This is a genomic window from Polaromonas sp. P1_E3 (assembly GCF_056405935.1).
The window spans coordinates 1-1,276 of the sequence record NZ_JBFUBD010000604.1; the positions used below are offsets into that span (position 1 = coordinate 1).

The 1,276-nt window shown below is 58.4% G+C and carries 2 protein-coding genes; both read right to left on the reverse strand.

Annotated features, from left to right (window positions below; genetic code table 11):
* Positions 1-541: translation elongation factor Ts (gene tsf / locus AC1D0Z_RS22095; RefSeq protein ID WP_477660288.1), on the reverse strand; the 541-nt coding region annotated here is incomplete at its 3' end.
* 125 nt (positions 542-666) lie between these two features.
* Positions 667-1,276: 30S ribosomal protein S2 (gene rpsB / locus AC1D0Z_RS22100; RefSeq protein WP_477660289.1), on the reverse strand; the 610-nt coding region annotated here is incomplete at its 5' end.

The window sequence follows — 1,276 nt, forward strand, 5'->3', positions numbered from 1 at the left end:
CATGCATGGCGACATCCTTGGCGGCGGCTTCGTCGCCTTCAAACTCCACCACCACGCCGATACGCGTGCCGTGGAGGTAAGAAGCCAGCTTGCTGCCCGAGAAACGCTTGAAGCGGCGCACGCTCATGTTTTCGCCGATCTTGCCGATCAGGCCCTTGCGCACGTCTTCCACCGTCGGGCCAAAGCCGTCCAGCGTCAGGGGCATGGCGCCAACGGCTTCCACATCAGCAGGGTTATTCTTGACGATGCCTTCGACCACGGCTTTGGTGAAAGCCAGAAAGCTGTCGTTTTTGGTCACGAAGTCGGTTTCGCAGTTGACTTCCACCAGCGCGCCCACATCACCTTCGCGGTGCGCGGCAACGACGCCTTCAGCGGTAACGCGGGAAGCAGCCTTGCCGGCCTTGCTGCCGAGCTTGACGCGCAGGATTTCTTCCGCTTTTTCGAAGTTGCCTTCAGCCTCGGTCAGTGCCTTCTTGCACTCCATCATGGGGGCGTCGGTTTTGGCGCGCAGTTCAGCGACCATGCTTGCAGTAATTGCCATTTTTGATTCTCCGTTTGTCTTTTTGACACGCTGGAAGCGATCAATTCGCACCCAGCTTTTCGTTTGGTTGTGAAAAAGGGGCTACGCGAGCCCCTTTTTCGCGTCTGGCGCAGAGCCGGAAACTATCAGGCGGCTGCGTTTTCCACTTCCACGAACTCGTCCGAGCTCTCAGCCGAAACGGCCTTGACGACGTCGTTCACGGCGTTGGCACGGCCTTCGATGATCGCGTCGGCGATACCGCGGGCATACAGGGCGACAGCCTTGGAGGAGTCGTCATTGCCGGGGATCACGTAATCGATGCCGATAGGCGAGTGGTTGGAATCAACCACGCCGATCAGGGGGATGCCGAGCTTCTTGGCTTCCAGGATCGCAATTTTGTGGAAACCCACGTCGATCACGAAAATGGCGTCCGGCAGTGCATTCATGTCCTGGATGCCGCCGATGTCTTTTTCAAGCTTTTCGATTTCGCGCTTGAAAGTGAGCTGTTCTTTTTTGCTGATGGAATCAAGGCCGGCTTCCTGCTGGGCCTTCATTTCCTTCAGGCGCTTGATGGAGGTCTTGACCGTCTTGAAGTTGGTCAGCATGCCGCCCAGCCAGCGCTGGTCAACGTAAGGAACACCGGCGCGCTTGGCTTCGGTGGCGACGATTTCGCGGGCCTGGCGCTTGGTGCCCACCATCAGGATGGTGCCGCGGTTGGCGGACAGCTGCTTGGCGAACTTCATCGCTTCCTGGTAC